Here is a 20,514-nt window from a genome sequence, read left to right on the forward strand (position 1 = left end):
CAGACGGTGTGCTCTTCCGATCTCCCGCGCCCGTCCCGCCGCGCGCCGCGGAGGCGCCGTCCGCCGGCCTGCCGCCCGGCATGCTGCGGCTGGCCCTGCATTACGGCATTTTCGGCGTGGGCTACATCGTCCCCGCCACCTTCCTGCCGGCAATGGCCAAGGAAATCATCCCGGACCCGGCGGTCTTCGGCTGGGCCTGGCCGCTGTTCGGGCTGGCCGCGGCGGCGTCCTGCCTGCTGGTCCCGCGGCTGGCCCGCGGCCGCGACGACCGGCGGGTCTGGCGCGGCGCCCAGGCCCTGATGGCCCTGGGCATGCTGGCCGTGGCGGTCTGGCACCACATCGCCGCCGTGATCCTGGCCGCCTTGCTGGTGGGCGGCACCTTCATGGTGATCACCCAGGCGGGCATGCTGGCCGCCCGGCGCGGGGCCGGCGCGGCGGCTCCCCGCGCGGCCGCCATCATGACCGCGGCCTTCGCCGCGGGCCAGATCCTGGGGCCGCTCCTGGCATCGTGGGCAACGCGCTGGGGCGCGGGCCTGCCGCAGGTGCTGGCGGGCAGCGCGGCGCTGCTGGCGCTTTCGGCATGGCGCTTGGGAAAAATCACGACAGATCGCAGGGACGCTGGGCATAATGCGATCGGCCCGCAGGGCTGTTCCACTAGAAAGCAGAAAGAGGAGTTCCCAGCATGAAACCGTTGCGTCCCCTTATCGCCGCCCTCGCGGCCGCCGCCGCCTTCAGCGGCGCCGCCCAAGCCCAGTCCGCCGACTGGCCGGCCAAGCCCATCACCATGATCGTGCCCTACGCGCCGGGCGGCTTCGCCGACACCCGCGTGCGCCTGCTGGCGCGCAAGCTGGGCGAATCGCTGGGCCAGCCCATCGTGGTCGAGAACAAGGCGGGCGCGGGCGGCGTGGTCGGCACCAACCTCATCGCCAAGGCGGCTCCGGACGGCTACACCATCGGCACGGGCAACCTGGCCCCGATGGCGGTCAATCCGTCGCTGATGAAGGAAATGCCCTACAACCCGCAAAAGGACCTGGCGCCGGTCATCCTGATCGAAAACAGCCCGCTGGTGCTGAGCGTGAACAACGAACTGCCCGTGAAGACGCTGGCGGACCTGATCGCGCAAGCCAAGAAGCAGCCCGGCAAGCTGTCCTTCGGCTCGTCCGGCGTGGGCGGCGCGCACCACCTGTCCGGCGAGATGTTCCGCGAACAGGCCAAGATCGACATCGTCCACGTCCCGTACAAGGGCGGCAGCCTGGCCGCGACCGACCTCATGGGCGGCCATATCTCGATGATGTTCGAAATGGGCTATTCGGCGCTGCCGGCCATCCAGGGCAAGAAAATCCACCCGATCGCGGTCACGTCGGCCAAGCGCCTGGACGTGCTGCCCGACGTCCCGACCATGGCCGAATCGGGCCTGCCGGGCTTCGAGTCGTACAACTGGCAGGGCATCGTCGCCCCGGCCGGTACGCCCGCGCCGATCATCGCCAAGCTCAACGCCGAGTTCAACCGCATCCTGAAGGAGCCCGACGTCCAGAAGGCGATCGCGGACACCGGCAGCCAGGCCGGCGGCGGCACGCCCGAGGAATTCGCCGCCTTCATCAAGAGCGAGACCGAGAAGTGGGCGCACGTCATCAAGGCTGGGAACATCCAGCTTCAATAACCTTCCAGGAGTAATCCCATGGCTTCCCGTCCGATCGATCTGCTCAAGCTGCTCCATCCCATCGTCCAGGCGCCCATGGCCGGCGGCGCCACGACGGTGGAACTGGTCTCCGAGGCATCGAAAGCGGGAGCCCTGGGCTCGCTCGGGGCGGCCTACCTGAGCCCCGAACAGATCGAGGCCGCGGCGCGGGCGATCCGCGCGCGCACCGAACGCCCGTTCGCCATCAATCTGTTCGCGTCCGTTCCGCAGGAAGCCATGCGGGGCGACGCCGGCCGCATGCTGGCGCTGATGGCGCGCTACCACCAGCAACTGGGCCTGGCCGCGCCCGCCGAACCCGTCCCCCAGCCCGACCCGCTGCCGGAACAGATCGAGGCGGTCCTGCGGGCGCGCCCGGCCGTTTTCAGCTTCACCTTCGGCCGCATGCCCGCCGAGGCGCTCGCGCGCTGCCGCGAACTGGGCATCCTGACCGTGGGCACCGCGACCACGGTGCGCGAGGCGGTCGCGCTGGAACAGGACGGCGTGGACGCCGTCGTCGCGCAGGGCGCGGAGGCCGGCGGGCACCGCGGCACGTTCCTGGGCGAGTTCGAGGAATCGCTGATCGGCACCATGGCCCTGGTGCCGCAGGTGGCCGACGCGGTCTCCGTGCCGGTCATCGCCTCGGGCGGCATCATGGACGGGCGCGGCATCGCCGCCGCCCTGGCCCTGGGCGCCAACCTCGCACAAATGGGGACGGCCTTCCTGACCACGGACGAGTCTGGTATCGGCGATGCCTACAAGGCGGTGCTGCCCGCCTCGCGGGCCGAGCAGTCGCGCGTGACCCGGGCATTTTCCGGCCGCCCGGCCCGCGGCATCGAGAACGCGTTCATGCGGGATGCCGACGCCATCGCGGCCGACATCCTGCCGTACCCCCTGCAGAACGCCCTGACGCGGCCGATGCGCACGGCGGGCGGCAAGGCGGGCAACATCCACGTGCTGTCCCTGTGGGCCGGCCAGGGCGCGCCCCTGGCCCGGCGCGAAACCACCGCCGATCTGATCGCGCGGCTGGCCCGGGAAACGGCGGCGGCGCGGGCGCGCCGCTGAGCCGGGATTGTTCCCCGCACCGAAAACACTGTTCCACGGGCGGCCCGTCGCGTTGTGATTACAGAGCGTCGGGCTACAATGGCGCCTCGCCGCTGGGAGCCAAGGCCCGCCTTCGTCCCCGGCATATGAGTAACAGGGCGCTTCCCGACGCCGCCTGTCCAGCCTGCGCCGGCCCTTGCAAGAGCCAGGCGCACCGGCCGGACAGCAGGGCAAGCTCCGCCGCCGAAACACCCGTTCGTTGCCCATGCCCGCTCAAACAAGCAGCACCCCGGAATTCGCCCTGCGCCTGGAAGGCGTGGCGCTCGGCTACGGCGATTTCACCGTCCTGCGCGATATCTCCATGGATGTGCGCGCGGGCCAGGTGGTCGCCATCATGGGCGGCTCGGGCTCGGGCAAGACCACGCTGTTGCGGGCGGCCACCGGCCAGCTCACCGCGCAGCAGGGGCGCGTGCTGGCCTTCGGCCAGGACGTGGCCCTCGCCACCCCGGCCGAACTGCAATCGCTGCGCACGCGCATGGGCGTGCTGTTCCAGCAGGGCGCGCTCTTCACCGACCTGAACGTCTTCGAGAACGTGGCCTTCCCGCTGCGCGAGCACACCCGGCTCGAAGAAGCGGAAGTGACCGAGCGCGTGCTCGACAAGCTCGACGCCGTGGGCCTGCGCGCCGCCGCGCACCTGAAAGTCTCCGAAATCTCGGGCGGCATGGGCCGGCGCGTGGCGCTGGCCCGCGCCGTGGTGCTGGAACCCGAGCTCATCCTGTACGACGAGCCGTTCGCCGGGCTGGACCCGATCTCGCTGGGCATCACCGCCCGCCTGATCCGCAGCCTGGCCGACCGGCTGGGCTGCGCGTCGGTGCTGATCACGCACGACGTGCAGGAATCGTTCTCCATCGCGGACCGGGTGTACCTGGTGGGGCAGGGCAAGCTTGCCGCGGCCGGCACCCCGGAAACGCTGTCGGCCTCGCAGGACCCCTACGTGCTGCAGTTCCTCAAGGGCGAGCCCGACGGCCCCGTCGCGTTCCAGTATCCCGAAACGCCCGCTTTCCAGAAGTGGCTTTCGCAACAGAAGGGGCGCAAGGCATGAGCGGATCCCGCAACACCATCGGCGCGCTGGGCGGCTGGGTGCGCACCCGGGTCTCCGGCATCGGCTACTTCACCCGGTTCTTCGGCGCCATGCTGGCGCGCAGCGGCATCGTGCTGTCGCGCCCCCGCCTGGTGTCGCAGCAGGTCCATTTCATCGGCAACTATTCGCTCTTGATCATCGCCGTGTCCGGCATGTTCGTGGGCTTCGTGCTGGGGCTGCAGGGCTACTACACGCTGAACCGCTACGGCTCCGAGGAGGCCCTGGGCCTGCTGGTGGCCCTGTCGCTGGTGCGCGAACTGGGGCCCGTCGTCACGGCGCTGCTGTTCGCCGGCCGCGCGGGCACTTCGCTCACGGCCGAGATCGGCCTCATGAAGGCCGGCGAACAACTCGCGGCCATGGAAGTCATGGCCGTGGACCCGATACGCCGCGTGCTGGTGCCGCGCCTGTGGGGCGGCATCATCGCCATGCCCATCCTGGCGGCGGTGTTCTCCATGGTGGGCATCCTGGGCGGCTGGGTGGTGGGCGTGATCATGATCGGCGTGGACGCCGGCGCCTTCTGGTCGCAGATGCAGAACGGCGTGGACGTCTGGAAAGACGTGGCCAACGGCGTCATCAAGAGCGTGGTGTTCGGCGTCTCGGTGACGCTGGTCGCGCTTTACGAAGGCTGGCAGGCCAAGCCCACGCCCGAAGGGGTCGCCCGCGCCACTACGCGCACGGTCGTCGTGGGCTCCCTGGCGGTGCTTGGGCTGGACTTCCTGCTCACCGCCTTGATGTTTGGAAATTGATACGGATCGATCATGTCACGCGAAAAAACCGACTTCTGGGTAGGCCTGTTCGTATTGCTGGGCGCGGTCGCGCTGGCATTCCTGGCGTTGCGCGCCGGCAACTTGAGCACTTTTTCTTTCGCCCCGACCTATACGGTAACGGCCAACTTCGATAACGTAGGCGGCCTCAAGGTGCGCGCGCCCGTCAAGAGCGCCGGGGTCGTGGTGGGCCGGGTCGACGGCATTTCGTTCGACGACAAGACCTTCCAGGCAATCGTGTCGGTCAAGCTGGAAACGGCCTATCAGTTCCCCAAGGACACGTCGGCATCCATCCTGACGTCGGGCCTGCTGGGCGAACAGTACCTGGGCCTGACCGCGGGCAGCGACGAAGAGAACTTTGCCGACGGCGGAAAGATCCGCTACACGCAGAGCGCCGTCGTCCTTGAACAGCTAATCAGCCAGTTCCTGTATGGTTCGGCGGAGAAGCAGGGCACGACCTCGCCGGAACCCGCCGCGAAGACGCCAAATTGAAGACCATGCGCAAGACGCGGCAACAAACCCCGTCCCGCGTACGCAACAGCATAAGAATTATGGATACGGATGCCCCGATCATGAATAAGAAAGCGATTTCCCGGATTGCCGTCGCCGCAGCCGCTGGCGCGCTGATGGCAGGCTGTGCCGCCCCCCAGAATCCGGATCCCCGCGATCCCTGGGAAGGCTTCAACCGGGGCATCTACAAGTTCAACGACACGGTCGACCGCGCCGTCTTCAAGCCGGTGGCGCAGGCGTACACCTTCGTCACGCCGGAACCGGTGCGCAGTTGCGTGCACAACATCTTCAGCAACGTCGGCGACCTCTGGTCCGGCACCAACAGCTTCCTGCAGGGCCGCGGCCACGACTTCGTCAACACGCTGGGCCGCTTCCTGTTCAACACCACCATGGGCGTGGGCGGCTGCTTCGACGTCGCCTCGGCCAATGGCGCGCGCCGCATCCCGAACGACTTCGGCACGACGCTGGGCGTGTGGGGCCTGGGCCAGGGCCCGTACCTGGTGCTGCCGTTCTTCGGCTCGTCCACCGTGCGCGACGGCGCCGGCCTGGTCGGCGACTACGCCGGCACGACCTACGGCTACATGGGCGTGGACGCCATCGACAACGTCCGCCTGCGCAATTCGCTGTGGGGCCTGCGCGTGGTCGATACCCGCGCCAGCCTGCTGGATGCGACCGATACGGTCGACCGCGTGGCGCTCGATCCGTACAGCTTCGTTCGCGACGCCTACCTGCAGCGCCGCGCCGCCATGGTGCTGGGCCACAAGGTGGACGACGAATCGTCGCTGCCCAACTACGAAGATGACGAGGACGACGCCGCGCCCGCCGCCCCCGCCGCGCCCGCGCCCCAACCCGCTGCCAAGTAGGCGCGGGACCGCGCCATCAGTACGAGTAAGGAGTTTTGATGCGAATTTCCCTTGTTTCCCTGTTGCAACGGCTGGTTTTCGCGGGCCTGCTGGGCCTCGCCGCCTCCGCCGCCGCGCAGACCAAGCCCGATCCCAACGGCCCTCCGGACCAGTTCGTACTGGCCGCGGCCAATGAAGCCCTCGATGTGCTCAAGGCGGATGGCGCCGTCAAGGCCGGAAACACCGCCCGCATCAACGAGGTCGTCAACGCCCACATCCTGCCCTACGTCGACTTCCAGAAGACCACCCGCCTGGCCGCCGGCCGCTATTGGCGCCAGGCCAACGAACAGCAGCGGACGGCCCTGGCCGAGGCCTTCCGCGGCACCCTGGTGCGCACCTACAGCGGCGCGCTGACCCGCGTCACGACCAGCACCACCGTCCGCACCCTGCCGTTCCGCGGCGACCCCAAGTCCGACGACGTCGTCGTGCGCACGCTCATCAGCCAGCCCAACGGCCAGCCGACGGGCGTCGACTACCGCCTGGAAAAGACCGCCCAGGGCTGGAAGATCTACGACATGAACGTCGAGGGCATCTGGCTGATCGAGAACTACCGCAACCAGTTCGCGCAGCAGATCAACCAGAACGGCATCGACGGCCTGATCCAGGCGCTGAACCAGCGCAATCAGTGATCCCCGTCACCGGCTGTCCCGGCCCGGCGCGCCCCCAGAGGCCCGCCGGGCCGATTATTTCAGGGACGGATAGGGCGCCGATCCCTACGGGCGCCGGGGCCATCGGCGCTTCCCGCCGCGGCGCGCTTATATAATGAGCGATTCGCTCTTTTCGGGCCACTTCCCCCCGTCATGTCCGCCGTCAGTCTAGAAAACGTCTCCAAGATCTACTCCCCGCGCCAAAGCGGCTGGCGGAAGCTGCTCGGGCGCGCGCCCGAATCCAGCTTCCAGGCCCTGGACAACGTCAGCCTGGAGATCGAACACGGCGAGTTCTTCGGGCTGCTGGGTCCCAATGGCGCCGGCAAGACCACCCTGATCTCGATCCTCGCCGGGCTGGCGCACGCGACCTCGGGCCGCGCCACCGTCTGTGGGTACGACGTCGTGGCCGACTACAAGTCGGCCCGGCGCGCCTTGGGCGTGGTGCCGCAAGAGCTGGTCTACGACCCGTTCTTCACGGTGCGCGAGACCCTGCGCATCCAGTCCGGCTATTTCGGCCTGCGCAAGAACGACGACTGGATCGACGAAATACTCTTCAACCTGGGGCTGGCGGACAAGGCCAATGCCAATATGCGGGCGCTGTCCGGCGGCATGAAGCGCCGCGTGCTGGTGGCGCAGGCGCTGGTGCACCGCCCGCCCGTGATCGTGCTGGACGAGCCGACCGCGGGCGTGGACGTGGACCTGCGCCGCACGCTGTGGGAATTCATCTCGCGCCTGAACCGGGCCGGCCACACCATCATGCTCACCACCCACTACCTGGAAGAAGCCGAAGCGCTGTGCGGCCGCATCGCCATGCTCAAGGGCGGGCGCATCGTGGCGCTGGACACCACCCAGGCCCTGCTGGCCCGCGTGGGCGGCGTTGACCTGGAAGACGCGTTCGTCCGCATCATGCACCAGGACGAACCCGCCGTGGCGGCCCTGCAACCCGAAGAGATCTCGTCATGACCCAGCCCCTCGCGAGCGCCAGCCAGCCGCTGGTGCAGCCCCGCCTGGACGCGGGCTCCGGCTTTCCTACCCTGCTGCGCAAGGAACTGCTGCGCTTCTGGAAGGTCAGCTTCCAGACCATCGCCGCGCCGGTCATCACCGCGCTGCTGTACCTGCTGGTCTTCGCGCACGTGCTGGAAGGGCGCGTCATGGTGTACGGCAGCGTGCCGTACACGGCGTTCCTGATCCCCGGGCTCATGATGATGAGCATGCTGCAGAACTCGTTCGCCAACCCGTCGTCGTCGCTCATCCAGAGCCGCATCACGGGCAACCTCGTCTTCATGCTGCTGCCGCCGCTGTCGCACCGCGACATCTTCGGCGCCTACGTGCTGGCGGCGATCGTCCGCGGCTTGGCGGTCGGCCTGTGCGTCTGGGCGGTGGCGCTGTGCTTCGTGCCGCTGGTTCCGGCGCATCCGCTGTGGCTGGCCGCGTTCGCGGTGCTGGCCTGCGGCATCATGGGCGTGCTGGGCCTGATCGCGGGCCTGTGGTCCGAGAAATTCGACCAGCTCGCCGCCTTCCAGAACTTCCTGATCATGCCGGCGACTTTCCTCTCCGGCGTGTTCTATTCCATCCATACGCTTCCCGCCTTCTGGCAGGGCGTATCCCACTGGAACCCCATCTTCTACACCATCGACGGTTTCCGCTACGGATTCTTCTCGGTGTCGGACGTCTCCCCCTGGCGCAGCCTGGCGGTGGTGACGGGGGTGTTCCTCGCGCTATCGCTCTATGCGCTGCGGCTCCTGGCCAGCGGCTACAAACTCAGGAATTGACGTCCATGCTTCCCACTCCCGCGCAAGTCCGCCAGTACATCGCGGACGGCCTGCCCTGTGAACATCTCGACGTGCAAGGCGACGGTTCCCACTTCGACGCCGTCATCGTCAGCGCGGCCTTCGAAGGCAAGCGCCTCATCCAGCGCCATCAACTGGTCTATGCCGCGCTGGGCGACCGCATGAAGGCCGAGATCCATGCGCTCTCCATGCGCACGCTGACGCCCGACGAATACCGGCAGGCAGGACAGTAATGGACAAACTGCGCATCACCGGCGGCTCGCCGCTGCACGGCGAGATCTCCATCTCCGGCGCCAAGAACTCGGCCCTGCCGATCCTGTGCGCCAGCCTGCTGACGGCCGACACGCTGGCCCTGTCCAACGTCCCGCACCTGAACGACACGGCCACCATGCTGCGCCTGCTCGCCCGCATGGGCGTGCGCGCGGAACGCGGCGCGGACGGCATCGTCACGCTCCAGGCCGACAAAGTCGACAACCTGGAAGCCCCGTACGACCTGGTCAAGACCATGCGCGCCTCCATCCTGGTGCTGGGCCCGCTGGTGGCGCGCTTCGGCGAGGCCCGCGTCAGCCTGCCCGGCGGCTGCACCATCGGCCAGCGCCCGGTGGACCAGCACATCAAGGGCCTGGCCGCGCTGGGCGCGGACATCAGCATCGAGCACGGCTTCGTGGTGGCGCGCGCCAAGCGCCTGAAGGGCGCCTCCATCCGCACCGACATGGTCACCGTCACCGGCACCGAGAACCTGCTGATGGCCGCCGTGCTGGCCGAAGGCCAGACCGTGCTGGAAAACGCCGCGCGCGAGCCTGAAGTGGTGGACCTGGCCGAACTGCTCATCAAGATGGGCGCCCGCATCCAGGGCCACGGCACCGACCGCATCGTGATCGACGGCGTGGACCGCCTGCATGGCGCCGAACACCGCGTCATCTCCGACCGCATCGAAGCCGGCACCTTCCTGTGCGCCGTGGGCGCGGCCGGCGGCGACATCGTCCTGCGCAACACCGACGCCGACATCCTCGGCGCCACCCTGGACAAGCTGGCCGAGGCCGGCGTCGCCATCGAAACCGGCCCCGGCTGGATCCGCGGCGCCATGTCCTCGCGCCCCCGCGCCGTGGGGTTCCGCACGCACGAGTACCCGGGCTTCGCCACCGACATGCAGGCCCAGGTCATGGCGCTGAACGCCGTGGCCGACGGCACCTCGGTCATCGTCGAAACGATCTTCGAAAACCGCTACATGCACGTGCAGGAACTGCGCCGCATGGGCGCGGACATCGACATCGACGGCCACACCGCGGTAGTGCGCGGCGTGCGGCGCCTGTCGGGCGCCACCGTCATGGCCACCGACCTGCGCGCCTCTGCCAGCCTGGTCATCGCCGGCCTGGCCGCCGAGGGCGATACCCTGGTCGACCGCATCTACCACCTGGATCGCGGCTACGACCAGATGGAAGTGAAATTGCGCGCCCTCGGCGCAAACATTCAACGCGTCACCGGCAAGGAACAGGCAGCATGAGCGATTCCCCCGTCAGGCCCCTGACCCTGGCTCTGTCCAAAGGGCGCATTTTCGAAGAAACCATGCCCCTCCTGGCCGAGGCCGGCATCGAGGTATCCGAGAATCCGGAAAGCTCGCGCAAGCTGATCCTGCCGACCAGCGACCCTGGCCTGCGCCTGATCATCGTGCGGGCCTCGGACGTGCCCACCTACGTGCAGTACGGCGCGGCCGACCTGGGCATCGCGGGCAAGGACGTGCTGATCGAGCACGCCAAGGAACAGCCCGGCGGCCTGTACCAGCCGATCGACCTGAACATCGCCAAGTGCCGCCTGGCCGTGGCCGTGCGCAACGGCTTCGACTACGAGGGCGCCGTCCACCAGGGCGCGCGCCTGCGCGTGGCCACGAAGTACGTGCATTCAGCCCGTGAACACTTTGCGTCCAAGGGCGTATACGTCGACATCATCAAGCTGTATGGTTCGATGGAGCTGGCGCCGCTGGTCGGCCTGGCCGACTGCATTGTGGACCTGGTGTCCACCGGCGGCACGCTGCGCGCCAACGACCTGGTCGCGGTCGAGGACATCATGCCGATCTCCTCGCGCCTGATCGTCAACCAGGCGGCGCTGAAAACCCGCGGCGCCCGCCTGCAACCGCTGCTGGACGCCTTCGAAAGAGCCGCCTCCCGCAACGCCTGACCCCCGCCCGCCGCGACGCCGCGGCGGCCGTTACCTGCACCATGACGCCATGGCCCTGATCAATCGTCTCGACTCCCGCGATCCCGGATTCAAATCCGCCCTGTCCAAGCTGCTGGCCTTCGAGGCCGCCGAGGACGAGTCCATCGACCGCGCCGCCGCCGGCATCCTGGCCGACGTGCGCGCCCGCGGCGACGCCGCCCTGGTGGAATACACGCAGCGCTTCGACCGCATGCCCGGCGCGTCCGCCGGCACGCTGGAGATTCCCAAGGCCGACTGGCATGCGGCCCTGGCCGCGCTGCCGGCCGCCCAGCGCAACGCCCTGGAAGCCGCCGCCGACCGCGTGCGCGGCTACCACGAGCGCCAGCGCGCCGAGACCTGGACCTACACCGAGGCGGACGGCACGATGCTGGGCCAGCAGGTGACCCCGCTGGACCGCGTGGGCCTGTACGTGCCCGGCGGCAAGGCGGCTTACCCCTCGTCGGTGCTGATGAACGCCATCCCGGCCAAGGTCGCGGGTGTGCAGGAACTGATCATGGTCACGCCCACGCCCGACGGCGCGCGCAATCCCATCGTGCTGGCCGCCGCCGCCATCGGCGGCGTGGACCGCGTGTTCGCCATCGGCGGCGCGCAGGCCGTGGGCGCGCTGGCCTACGGCACCGCCACCGTGCCGGCCGTCGACAAGATCGTCGGCCCGGGCAACGCCTACGTCGCCGCCGCCAAGCGCCGCGTGTTCGGCGTGGTCGGCATCGACATGATCGCCGGCCCCAGCGAAATCCTGGTCATCTGCGACGGCAACACGCCGGCCGACTGGATCGCCATGGACCTGTTCTCGCAGGCCGAGCACGACGAACTCGCGCAGTCCATCCTGCTGTGCCCGGACGCCGCCTTCATCGAAGAAGTCCAGGCCGCCATCGAACGCCTGCTGCCCACGATGCCGCGCGCCGACATCCTGCGGGTCAGCCTGGCCAACCGCGGCGCGCTGATCCTGGTCGAAAGCCTGGAAGAAGCCTGCCGCATCGCCAACGACATCGCGCCCGAGCACCTGGAGATCTCCACCGAGCATCCGGAGAAATGGACCGCGCAGATCCGCCACGCCGGCGCGATCTTCATGGGGCGCTTCAGCTCCGAGGCCCTGGGCGACTACTGCGCCGGCCCGAACCACGTGCTGCCGACCTCGCGCACGGCCCGTTTCTCGTCGCCGCTGGGTGTCTACGACTTCCAGAAGCGCTCCAGCCTGATCCAGGTCTCGCACCAGGGCGCGCAGACCCTGGGCCGCATCGCCGCCGAACTGGCGCTGGGCGAGGGCCTGCAGGCGCACGCCGCCAGCGCCCAGTACCGGGTCGACAAGCCATGAGCCCTGCCCCGGCGGCAAGCATCGCCGGCCGCATCGCCGGCACCGTCCGGGCGGACATCCGCGGGCTGGCCGCCTATCCGGTGGCCCACGCCGAAGGCTGCATCAAGCTGGACGCGATGGAATGCCCCTACGAGCTGCCGGAGGCGGTGCGCGAGGACATCGCCCGCGCCGTGCGCGATACGCCGCTGAACCGCTACCCCGCCGCCGACCTGTCGGCGCTGCGAGGCACCGTCAAGACGGCCTTCGGCGTCCCGGAAGCGGCGGACGTGCTGTTCGGCAACGGCTCGGACGAGCTCATCCACCTCATCGTGCAGGCCTGCTGCAATCCCGGCGACGCCATACTGTCGCCGTGGCCTTCGTTCGTGTACTTCGACATGGCGGCGCGTTTCGACCATGCCCGCTTCGTCGGCGTGCCGCTGACCGAAGACCTGGAGCTGGACCTGCCGGCCATACTGGCCGCCATCCGCGAGCACCAGCCCAAGGTGGTGTTCCTGGCCGTGCCCAACAACCCCACCGGGGGCCTGTGGCCCGACGGCGCGATCCAGGCCATCATCGACGCCGCCCCCGGGCTGGTGGTGCTGGACGAGGCCTACCAGCCCTTCGCCGGCAGCACCTGGATGCCCCGGGTGCTGGACGCGCCCAACACGGTCGTCATGCGCACGGTGTCCAAGATCGGCCTGGCCGGCCTGCGCTTCGGCTACCTGGCCGGCCACCCCGCCTGGATCGCGGAACTGGACAAAGTCCGCCCTCCCTACAATCTGGACGTGCTGACCCAGGCCACCCTGTCGGCCGTGCTGCGCCACAAGGCCGTGCTGGACGAACAGGCCGCGCGGCTGCGCGCCGACCGCGAACCGCTGGCCGCCGCCCTGGCCCGGTTGCCCGGGGTGCGGGTATTCCCTTCCGCGGGGAATTTCGTACTCGCCCGCTTTTCCGGCAAGCTGGACGGCAACGCCGTGCATCTTGCGCTGAAAACGCGCAAAATATTGATTCGCAACTTCTCCAACGCCCATCCGCTACTGGCCAATTGCCTGCGCATCTCGGTGGGCACCCCGGCTGAAAACGCCGCCTTGCTATCCGCCCTGCAAGAGATTCTGAGTGCTTAACATGCGTACCGCTGAGATCACCCGCAACACCAACGAAACCCGCATCCGCGTGGCCGTCAACCTCGACGGCACCGGCAAGCAGACGATCGACACCGGCGTGCCCTTCCTGGACCACATGCTGGACCAGATCGCGCGCCACGGCCTGATCGATCTCGACATCAAGGCCGAGGGCGACCTGCACATCGATGCGCACCACACGGTGGAAGACGTGGGCATCACGCTCGGCATGGCCATCGCGAAAGCGGCCGGCACCAAGGCCGGCCTGCGCCGCTACGGCCACGCCTACGTGCCGCTGGACGAAGCCCTGTCGCGCGTGGTGGTGGACTTCTCGGGCCGTCCCGGCCTGGAATACCACATCCCGTTCACCCGCGCCCGCATCGGCGATTTCGACGTGGACCTGACCCGCGAATTCTTCCAGGGCCTGGTCAACCATGCCCTGATCACGCTGCACATCGACAACCTGCGCGGCGTCAACGCCCACCACCAGGCGGAAACGGTCTTCAAGGCCTGTGGCCGCGCCCTGCGCATGGCCCTGGAAGTCGACCCCCGCATGGGCGACACCGTGCCCTCCACCAAGGGCGTGCTGTAACGTTCGCGATCCCACCGATCCAGGCAGAAAGAAGTGACCACTATCGCCATCGTCGACTACGGAATGGGGAATTTCCATTCCGTCGCCCGCGCCCTGAAATACGCCGCCCCCGATGCCGACATCCGCATCTGCAACCAGCCCCAGGAAATCGCCGCGGCCGACCGCGTCGTGTTTCCCGGGCAGGGCGCCATGGCGGACTGCATGCGCACCCTGAATGAATCCGGGCTGCGCGAAGCCGTGGTGCGCGCCGCGCGCGAAAAGCCCCTGTTGGGCGTCTGCGTGGGCGAACAGATGCTGTTCGATTCCAGCGAAGAAGGCGGCACGTCCTGCCTGGGGCTGTTCCCCGGCGTGGTGCGCCGCTTCTCGGGCCCGCGCTTCGCGGACCCGCTGGCGGCCGATGACGCCTGCCTGGCCGATACCGGCGGCGCGGGCCCGGCCGACACCCGCCCCGAGCTCCTCAAGGTGCCTCACATGGGATGGAACAAAGTCCGCCAGACGCGCTCTCATCCTATCTGGGCCGGCATTCCGGACGAAACGCACTTCTACTTCGTCCATAGTTACTACGCCGATCCAGCGGATCCCGGCCTGACCGTCGGTGAAACCGATTATGGTCTTGCCTTTACCTGCGCGGTGGCGGCAGCTAACATTTTCGCGGTGCAGTTCCACCCGGAAAAGAGCGCCGAGCACGGTTTGCGCCTGTATCGCAATTTTGTAGACTGGCAGCCGTAGCTTTCCCGGCTCGCGGCCGCCCGCCCATTCAACCATTATTTTTCTCGCTGCCCACCATGCTGCTGATCCCCGCCATCGATCTCAAAGACGGACGCTGCGTGCGTCTGCGCCAGGGCGACCTGGACGATGCAACGGTGTTCTCTGAAGACCCCGCCGCCATGGCCGCCCGCTGGCTGGACCAAGGCGCCCGCCGCCTCCACCTGGTCGACCTGAACGGCGCCGTTGCCGGCAAACCCAAGAACGAAGCCCCCATCAAGGCGATCCTGGACGCCGTCGGCGACGACATCCCCGTCCAGATCGGCGGCGGCATCCGCGACCTCGACACCATCGAGCGCTACCTGGACGCCGGCATTTCCTACGTGATCATCGGCACGGCCGCCGTCAAGAACCCCGGCTTCCTGCAGGACGCCTGCGGCGCCTTCCCGGGCCAGATCATCGTCGGCCTGGACGCCCGCGACGGCAAGATCGCCACCGACGGCTGGAGCAAGCTGACCCGCCACGACGTGCTGGACCTGGCCAAGAAGTTCGAGGACTACGGCTGCGAGGCCATCATCTACACCGACATCGGCCGCGACGGCATGCTGTCGGGCGTCAACGTCGAAGCCACGGTCCGCCTGGCCCAGCACGTGCGCATCCCCGTCTACGCCTCGGGCGGCATCGCCGGCATCCAGGACATCGAAGCCCTGTGCGCCGTCGAAGAAGAGGGCGTCGAAGGCGCCATCCTGGGCCGCAGCATATACGAAGGCACGCTCGACTTCCGGTCGGCGCAGGCCCGCGCCGACGAATTGGCAAAATGACCCTCTCCAGCAGCACCTCCGGCGCCGCCGCGCCCGCGGCGAACGGACTGACCCGCCGCATCATCCCCTGCCTCGACGTCACCGCCGGGCGGGTGGTCAAGGGCGTGAACTTCGTGAACCTGGCCGACGCGGGAGACCCCGTCGAAATCGCCCGCCGCTACAACGAGCAGGGCGCCGACGAACTCACGTTCCTGGACATCACCGCCACCAGCGACGGCCGCGACCTGATCCTGCCCATCATCGAACAGGTGGCCTCGCAGGTCTTCATCCCGCTGACGGTGGGCGGCGGCGTGCGCCAGGTGTCCGACATCCAGCGCCTGCTCAACGCCGGCGCCGACAAGATCAGCATCAACAGCGCCGCCGTGGCCAATCCGGACCTGGTCCGCGCCGCCTCGGACTACCACGGCTCGCAGTGCGTGGTGGTGGCGATCGACGCGCGCCGCGTGTCGGCCGCGGGCGAACCCGCCCGCTGGGAAGTCTTCACCCACGGCGGCCGCAAGGCCACCGGCCTGGACGCGGTGGTCTGGGCGCGCCGCATGGCGGCCTATGGCGCGGGCGAAATCCTGCTGACCAGCATGGACCGCGACGGCACCAAGTCCGGTTTCGACCTGGAACTCACGCGCGCCGTCTCGGACGCGGTGCCGGTGCCCGTCATCGCCTCGGGCGGCGTCGGCACGCTGCAACATCTGGCCGACGGCGTCACCGCCGGCCGCGCCAGCGCGGTCCTGGCCGCCAGCATCTTCCACTTCGGCCAGCATACCGTGGGCGAATGCAAGCGGTTCATGGCTGAACAGGGCATCCCTGTAAGGTTGTGACCCCCCCCGAAGCGCCTTCGGCGCTTCCCCCCCAGGGGGGCGCCGCGACGGACCGGCGGAGCCCGGATCCGTGCGGCCCCACTTGAGCGGCAGCGGTTGTTTGCGGGGCGGTGGCGCGTGCAACAATGTATTGCCGTAAGATTATGGATCGCGCCGCGCTGGTTTTGGGCGCTGCGCGCGGGACTATGGATAGAGAAATGAGCAACGAACCCGCCTGGATCGCCGACGTCGTCTTCGACGCCGACGGCCTCATTCCCGCCATCGCGCAGGACGCCGACAACGGCCAGATCATGATGGTGGCCTGGATGAATCGTGAATCCCTGGCCGAAACCGCGGCCACCGGCCGCGCCGTGTACTGGTCGCGTTCGCGCCAGCGCCTGTGGCGCAAGGGCGAGGAATCCGGCCATGTGCAGCAAGTGCACGAACTGCGCCTGGACTGCGACGGCGACGTGATCCTGCTCAAGGTGCACCAGGAAGGCGGCATCGCCTGCCATACCGGCCGCGCCAGTTGCTTCTACCGCCGCCTGGAAGGCCAGACCGGCCAGGCCGCCTGGGTCACGGTGGACCCCGTGCTCAAAGACCCTGAACTGATCTACAAATGACCGACCACGCCGCAAGCGCCGCCGAGATCCTGGCGCGCATCGCCGACACCCTGGAAACCCGCCGCCCCGAGAACGGCGGCGACCCCAAGGCCTCCTATTCCGCCAAGCTGCTGGCCAAGGGGCCGGACGCCTTCCTGAAGAAAATCGGCGAGGAAGCCACGGAGCTGGTCATGGCCGCCAAGGACGGCGTGCCGGACCGCATCGTCAGCGAAACCGCCGACCTGTGGTTCCATTGCCTGGTCGCCCTGACCCACTTCAACCTGCGTCCCGAAGACGTGCTGGCCGAACTGGCCCGCCGCGAAGGGCTGTCGGGACTGGCGGAAAAAGCGAGCCGCCCGCAAGACTGACCACGGAAACCCGGATATGAGCGACAACTGTATCTTCTGCAAGATCGCCACTGGCGACATCCCGTCCAAGAAGGTCTATGAAGACGAGGATTTCGTTGCGTTCCACGACATCAATCCCGCCGCGCCGGTGCATTTGCTGCTGATCCCTCGACGTCATGTCACATCCATGCAGGATATTACGGCCGAGGACGCAGGCTGGTTGGGTAGAATGATGACATTGGCCCCGCGGCTCGCCGCCGAGAATGGCTGCCGCCCGGGCCCCGATGGCGGATTTCGCATCATGGTCAACTCTGGCGTCGAAGGCGGCCAGGAAGTCCCTCATCTGCATTTCCACATCATCGGCGGCTCGCGCCCCTGGAAAGGGCGCGTGGCCCCCACCGCGTAATTCGGAGAAACATCATGGGTAGTTTCAGCATTTGGCATTGGTTGGTCGTCCTGGTCATCGTGGCGCTGATTTTCGGCACCAAGAAGCTGCGCAACATCGGCTCGGACCTCGGCGGAGCGGTGAAGGGTTTCAAGGAAGGCATGAAGGAAGCCAACAGCGACAAGCCCGCGGAACCGATCGCGCAGCAGCGCGTCTCCGGCGAAACCATCGACGTGCAGGCCAAGGAAAAATCCAACTCCTGAGCCCCCGCCTGCCTCCCGGGCCCGCCCTGACCGGGCAGGCCCTCATCGCATCAACTTCCAAGCGGCCGTCGAATGTTTGATGTCAGCCTCACTGAACTGATGGTGATCGGCGTCGTCGCCTTGATCGTCATCGGACCCGAACGCCTGCCCAAGGTGGCCCGCACCGTCGGCCACCTGCTGGGGCGCGCGCAACGTTACGTCAATGACGTGAAGTCCGATATCCAGCGCGAAATCGAACTCGACGAACTGCGCAAATTCAAGAGCGAAATGGAAGACGCCGCCCAGGGCGTGCAAAGCTCCCTGAACGAAACGCAAGCCTCGCTCCAGGAACCGGTCCAGCAGTTCCGCGCGGAACTCGACGAAGTCGCCCGCGCCGCCAGCGGCAAGGCAGAGCCGGAGACCGCCGCGGACGCGCCGGCCGAACCGGCCCGCACGATCGCCCCGCCCGGCCAGAACCACAACCTGGACCTGGACCTTCCCCCGGCAGCCGAGCCCGCGCCCGCCGCCGCCCCGCAACCCGCCCCGGCGCCCAGCGCGCCCGAGGCCGGCGAGGCCAAGCCCGTCTCGCCCTCCGGAACACCGACGTGACCCAGGACGCCTCCCAAGAAGAAGGCCAGCAGGAGACCTTCATCTCCCACCTGGTCGAATTGCGCACCCGGCTGCTGCGCGCCGTCGCCGCGGTGGTCGGCGTGTTCATCGTGCTGTTCATCTACCCCGGCGCGTCGGCCATCTACGACGTGCTGGCCCAGCCCATGCTCGCCTCGCTGCCGGAAGGCACGCGCATGATCGCCACCGGCGTGATCACGCCGTTCATGGTGCCCGTCAAGGTCACGATGATGGCCGCCTTCATCGTGGCGCTGCCCGTGGTGCTGTACCAGGCCTGGGCCTTCGTGGCCCCCGGGCTGTACAAGCACGAAAAGCGCCTGGCGCTGCCGCTCATCATTTCCAGCACCCTTCTGTTCATCGCGGGCATGGCGTTCTGCTATTTCGTGGTGTTCCGTACGGTGTTCCACTTCATCGCCACGTTCGCGCCGCAGTCCATCACGCCGGCGCCCGACATCGAGGCCTATCTCAGCTTCGTCATGACCATGTTCATGGCGTTCGGCATCACCTTCGAAGTGCCCGTGGCGGTCGTGCTGCTGGTGAAGATGGGCGTGGTCGAACTGTCCAAGCTGAAGTCCGCCCGCGGCTACGTGGTGGTGGGCGCGTTCATCATCGCCGCCGTCGTCACGCCGCCCGACGTGGTCAGCCAGTTCATGCTGGCCGTGCCGCTGTGCCTGCTCTACGAAATCGGGCTGGTCTGCGCCCGCATGGTCACGCCCAAGCCGGACGCGGCGGACGAAGAGGCGTCGGACTCCCTGACCGAACGCCGATAGCGCTCCCTGGCGGTCCTGCGCGCAAGCAGGACCGTTTCACGTTGTAAGCCGCTGGCCGCAATCCTAAATTGCAGCCATGTCACTTGCCCAACGCCTGCACACCCTGATGCGGTGGCGCGGCATCAAAAGCCAGAACCAGTTGGCGCGCATCTCCGGCGTGCCGCAGTCCTGCATCCACCGGATCCTCACGCGCGAAGACCGCTACTCGCCATCGCGGGCCACCCTGCTGCGGCTGGCCCGCGCGCTGGATACCAGCGTGCCGTGGCTGACCGACGGCGTGGCGCCCTGCGCGGCCGCCGCCGCAACCGGCGGCGCCTGCCACCCCGACGATGCCTCCGACGGCTATTGCGCCGAAATCCGGGCGCTGCTGCGGCAACAGCCCGAAAGCACCAAGAAGACGGTCCTGCTGGCGGTCCGCCTGATGCTGCAGGGCGCCGCCGCGCCCCAGGCCTCCCGCGAAACCCCGGTCAATGCGGGCAGTTCCTAGCGCGGCTTGCCCGGGCGCGTGCCCACCACCACCGCCAGTTCCACCGGCTTGCCGCCGCGCAGGATGCCCAGCGTGGCGCGCTGGCCCGGCGGCAACTGCGCGATCTCCGACAGCAGGCTGCTGGTGTCGGCCATGCGCTTGCCGTTGACCGACTGCACGATATCGCCCACGCGCAGGCCGCCGCGCGCGGCGGGCCCATCGCGCATCACGCCGGCGATGATCACGCCCGTCGTATCGCGGTCCAGGTCGAACGCGCGCGCCAGTTCCGGCGTCACGTCCTGCGGCTCCACGCCCAGCCAGCCGCGCTTGACCCCGCCGGTCTTGACGATCTCGTCCATGACCTTGCGCGCGATCTCGATGGGCGTGGCGAAGCCGATCCCCATCGATCCGCCGGATTCGGAATAGATGGCGGTATTGATGCCGACCAGATTGCCCGCGGCGTCGATCAGCGCGCCGCCCGAATTGCCCGGATTGATCGCCGCGTCGGTCTGGATGAAATGTTCGTAGGTATTCAGCCCCAGGCCATTGCGGCCCAGCGCCGACACGATGCCCAGCGTCGTGGTCTGCCCCACGCCGAACGGATTGCCGATGGCCAGCACCACGTCGCCCACGCGCAGGCCCCGGTCGGGCGCCAGCGTGGCGGCGGGCACGGCGCGCAAGGTGGCCAGCCTGAGCACCGCGAGATCGGTGTCGGGGTCCGCGCCCACCACCTTGGCGGCGTCGCGGCGGCCATCGGCCAGGGCGACCTCGATCGCGTCGGCCGCCTGCACGACGTGGTAATTGGTCAGCACGTAGCCGTCCTGGTTCACGATCACGCCGGAACCCAGGCTGGTCGACGCCTGGCGCCGCGTCACGCCCGGCACCTGGCCGAACAGCTCTCGCAGCAGCGGGTCGTCGGGCAGCGGGATCAGCGGCACGTTCACGTGCTTGGTGGTGTATACGTTGACCACGGACGGCGCGGCGCGGGCCACGCCGTCGGCGTAGGACACCGTCGCCAAGGCGCGCCCGGCGGGCGGCCTGGCCGCCGCCGTGGCGGCCTG

27 protein-coding genes are annotated in these 20,514 nt (G+C 68.4%); 26 read left to right on the forward strand and 1 reads right to left on the reverse strand.

The genetic code is table 11. The features are described 5' to 3' along the window. The 26 genes from AVE30378_RS30865 to AVE30378_RS30990 form a co-directional block, all read left to right on the forward strand. A partial coding sequence (locus AVE30378_RS30865; protein WP_129246759.1) for a YbfB/YjiJ family MFS transporter occupies window positions 1-686 on the forward strand: 686 nt, incomplete at its 5' end. Beyond that, window positions 683-1,660, forward strand: coding sequence for a Bug family tripartite tricarboxylate transporter substrate binding protein (locus tag AVE30378_RS30870; protein WP_129246761.1), 978 nt, complete (start codon window positions 683-685; stop codon window positions 1,658-1,660). The genes AVE30378_RS30865 and AVE30378_RS30870, both read left to right, overlap by 4 nt. 18 nt (window positions 1,661-1,678) lie before the next feature. Next, window positions 1,679-2,740 carry an NAD(P)H-dependent flavin oxidoreductase gene (locus AVE30378_RS30875; RefSeq protein WP_129246763.1) on the forward strand — a complete coding sequence of 354 codons (1,062 nt, stop codon included), beginning with the start codon at window positions 1,679-1,681 and terminating at the stop codon, window positions 2,738-2,740. Window positions 2,741-2,984: 244 nt separating this feature from the next. Then, complete coding sequence (locus AVE30378_RS30880; protein ID WP_129246765.1) at window positions 2,985-3,821, forward strand: ABC transporter ATP-binding protein; 837 nt, start codon at window positions 2,985-2,987, stop codon at window positions 3,819-3,821. Continuing rightward, window positions 3,818-4,606 carry a lipid asymmetry maintenance ABC transporter permease subunit MlaE gene (gene mlaE, locus AVE30378_RS30885; protein WP_129246768.1) on the forward strand — a complete coding sequence of 263 codons (789 nt, stop codon included), beginning with the start codon at window positions 3,818-3,820 and terminating at the stop codon, window positions 4,604-4,606. Before AVE30378_RS30880 ends, mlaE begins: the two co-directional genes overlap by 4 nt. A gap of 12 nt (window positions 4,607-4,618) precedes the next feature. Next, window positions 4,619-5,116: an outer membrane lipid asymmetry maintenance protein MlaD gene (gene mlaD, locus AVE30378_RS30890; RefSeq protein WP_129246770.1), complete on the forward strand. Its 498-nt coding sequence runs from the start codon at window positions 4,619-4,621 to the stop codon at window positions 5,114-5,116. Window positions 5,117-5,196: 80 nt separating this feature from the next. After that, a complete protein-coding gene (locus AVE30378_RS30895) occupies window positions 5,197-5,997 on the forward strand; it encodes an MlaA family lipoprotein (protein WP_129246772.1) in 801 nt (266 codons plus the stop codon). 38 nt (window positions 5,998-6,035) lie between these two features. After that, entirely contained in the window at window positions 6,036-6,665 is a 630-nt protein-coding gene (locus AVE30378_RS30900) for an MlaC/ttg2D family ABC transporter substrate-binding protein (protein ID WP_129246774.1), read from the forward strand. A gap of 171 nt (window positions 6,666-6,836) precedes the next feature. Next, entirely contained in the window at window positions 6,837-7,646 is an 810-nt protein-coding gene (locus tag AVE30378_RS30905; protein ID WP_129246776.1) for an ABC transporter ATP-binding protein, read from the forward strand. Next, complete coding sequence (locus tag AVE30378_RS30910) at window positions 7,643-8,455, forward strand: ABC transporter permease (RefSeq protein WP_129246778.1); 813 nt, start codon at window positions 7,643-7,645, stop codon at window positions 8,453-8,455. The genes AVE30378_RS30905 and AVE30378_RS30910 overlap by 4 nt, the downstream gene beginning before the upstream one ends. Window positions 8,456-8,460: 5 nt before the next feature. Continuing rightward, a complete protein-coding gene (locus AVE30378_RS30915) occupies window positions 8,461-8,706 on the forward strand; it encodes a BolA family protein (protein WP_043545032.1) in 246 nt (81 codons plus the stop codon). After that, window positions 8,706-9,977 carry a UDP-N-acetylglucosamine 1-carboxyvinyltransferase gene (gene murA / locus AVE30378_RS30920; RefSeq protein ID WP_129246780.1) on the forward strand — a complete coding sequence of 424 codons (1,272 nt, stop codon included), beginning with the start codon at window positions 8,706-8,708 and terminating at the stop codon, window positions 9,975-9,977. The genes AVE30378_RS30915 and murA overlap by 1 nt, the downstream gene beginning before the upstream one ends. Then, entirely contained in the window at window positions 9,974-10,648 is a 675-nt protein-coding gene (hisG, locus tag AVE30378_RS30925) for an ATP phosphoribosyltransferase (protein ID WP_129246782.1), read from the forward strand. The genes murA and hisG overlap by 4 nt, the downstream gene beginning before the upstream one ends. 49 nt (window positions 10,649-10,697) lie before the next feature. After that, a complete protein-coding gene (gene hisD / locus AVE30378_RS30930) occupies window positions 10,698-12,002 on the forward strand; it encodes a histidinol dehydrogenase (protein ID WP_129246784.1) in 1,305 nt (434 codons plus the stop codon). Then, a complete protein-coding gene (gene hisC / locus AVE30378_RS30935) occupies window positions 11,999-13,105 on the forward strand; it encodes a histidinol-phosphate transaminase (RefSeq protein ID WP_129246786.1) in 1,107 nt (368 codons plus the stop codon). The genes hisD and hisC overlap by 4 nt, the downstream gene beginning before the upstream one ends. Before the next feature lies 1 nt (window position 13,106). After that, a complete protein-coding gene (gene hisB, locus AVE30378_RS30940; protein ID WP_129246788.1) occupies window positions 13,107-13,694 on the forward strand; it encodes an imidazoleglycerol-phosphate dehydratase HisB in 588 nt (195 codons plus the stop codon). Window positions 13,695-13,727: 33 nt separating this feature from the next. Continuing rightward, window positions 13,728-14,423 (forward strand): imidazole glycerol phosphate synthase subunit HisH, encoded by a 696-nt coding sequence (locus AVE30378_RS30945; RefSeq protein WP_129246790.1) that lies wholly within the window; start codon window positions 13,728-13,730, stop codon window positions 14,421-14,423. A gap of 56 nt (window positions 14,424-14,479) precedes the next feature. Beyond that, window positions 14,480-15,220 (forward strand): 1-(5-phosphoribosyl)-5-[(5-phosphoribosylamino)methylideneamino]imidazole-4-carboxamide isomerase, encoded by a 741-nt coding sequence (hisA, locus tag AVE30378_RS30950; protein WP_129246792.1) that lies wholly within the window; start codon window positions 14,480-14,482, stop codon window positions 15,218-15,220. Next, the gene (hisF, locus tag AVE30378_RS30955) at window positions 15,217-16,035 is read left to right on the forward strand and encodes an imidazole glycerol phosphate synthase subunit HisF (protein WP_129246794.1); all 819 of its coding nucleotides are present in this window, start codon (window positions 15,217-15,219) and stop codon (window positions 16,033-16,035) included. The genes hisA and hisF overlap by 4 nt, the downstream gene beginning before the upstream one ends. 197 nt (window positions 16,036-16,232) lie before the next feature. Further along, entirely contained in the window at window positions 16,233-16,637 is a 405-nt protein-coding gene (gene hisI, locus AVE30378_RS30960) for a phosphoribosyl-AMP cyclohydrolase (RefSeq protein ID WP_129246796.1), read from the forward strand. Beyond that, on the forward strand, window positions 16,634-16,984 hold the full coding sequence (locus tag AVE30378_RS30965) for a phosphoribosyl-ATP diphosphatase (RefSeq protein ID WP_129246798.1): 351 nt from the start codon (window positions 16,634-16,636) through the stop codon (window positions 16,982-16,984). The genes hisI and AVE30378_RS30965 overlap by 4 nt, the downstream gene beginning before the upstream one ends. Before the next feature lie 16 nt (window positions 16,985-17,000). Then, window positions 17,001-17,369, forward strand: a complete 369-nt coding sequence (locus tag AVE30378_RS30970) for a histidine triad nucleotide-binding protein (protein WP_129246800.1) — start codon at window positions 17,001-17,003, stop codon at window positions 17,367-17,369. A gap of 14 nt (window positions 17,370-17,383) precedes the next feature. After that, a complete protein-coding gene (tatA, locus tag AVE30378_RS30975) occupies window positions 17,384-17,611 on the forward strand; it encodes a Sec-independent protein translocase subunit TatA (RefSeq protein ID WP_043545046.1) in 228 nt (75 codons plus the stop codon). 72 nt (window positions 17,612-17,683) lie between these two features. Next, window positions 17,684-18,199 (forward strand): Sec-independent protein translocase protein TatB, encoded by a 516-nt coding sequence (tatB, locus tag AVE30378_RS30980; RefSeq protein ID WP_129246802.1) that lies wholly within the window; start codon window positions 17,684-17,686, stop codon window positions 18,197-18,199. Further along, entirely contained in the window at window positions 18,196-18,987 is a 792-nt protein-coding gene (tatC, locus tag AVE30378_RS30985; protein WP_129246804.1) for a twin-arginine translocase subunit TatC, read from the forward strand. Before tatB ends, tatC begins: the two co-directional genes overlap by 4 nt. Window positions 18,988-19,063: 76 nt before the next feature. After that, window positions 19,064-19,474: a helix-turn-helix domain-containing protein gene (locus AVE30378_RS30990; RefSeq protein WP_129246806.1), complete on the forward strand. Its 411-nt coding sequence runs from the start codon at window positions 19,064-19,066 to the stop codon at window positions 19,472-19,474. On the opposite strand, the gene AVE30378_RS30995 is transcribed toward AVE30378_RS30990, so the two are convergent. Continuing rightward, entirely contained in the window at window positions 19,471-20,472 is a 1,002-nt protein-coding gene (locus tag AVE30378_RS30995; RefSeq protein ID WP_244235188.1) for a trypsin-like peptidase domain-containing protein, read from the reverse strand. The two genes, AVE30378_RS30990 and AVE30378_RS30995, sit on opposite strands and share 4 nt — an antisense overlap. Between the last annotated feature and the right edge of the window lie 42 nt (window positions 20,473-20,514).

Source organism: Achromobacter veterisilvae, assembly GCF_900496975.1.
GTDB classification, from domain to species: Bacteria; Pseudomonadota; Gammaproteobacteria; order Burkholderiales; family Burkholderiaceae_B; genus Achromobacter; species Achromobacter veterisilvae.